The organism is Photobacterium sp. R1 (genome assembly GCF_054600795.1).
The window spans coordinates 1-388 of sequence record NZ_BAAHZP010000165.1; the positions used below are offsets into that span (position 1 = coordinate 1).

Annotated in this window: 1 protein-coding gene; it reads left to right on the forward strand. The window is 56.2% G+C overall.

The features are described from left to right. Positions 1-101: 101 nt before the first annotated feature. Positions 102-388 (forward strand): hypothetical protein (locus ACYP03_RS24495; protein ID WP_459782447.1); only part of this gene is annotated, 287 nt, incomplete at its 3' end.

Here is a 388-nt window from a genome sequence, read left to right on the forward strand (position 1 = left end):
GATCGCTTCACCCATTTCTCCAGCTTGCTCTACCGCTTGCTGCCTCGGGTTTTCCTGCATCTGATGCGCCGGAAATTTGCCTCTGAACTTGAGGTGCAGCCATGACACTGGTGTGGTTGGGCCTGGCGATTATACTGGCCTTCGGCATTGAAGCCATGACAGGGTTTGGCAGTATCGTCCTGGCACTGTCGCTGGGCGCGCTGGTGATGGATATAGAATCACTGGTGCATATTCTGGTGCCGCTCAATCTGCTGATGACGGCGCCGCTGGCCTGGAAGCTCAGACAGCACATACAGGTTTCATTCCTGCTGCGTACCGTGTTGCCCATGATGCTGGCCGGTACAGCCATTGGCGTCCTGATGACCCCTTATTTGCCCGAACTGCTGAG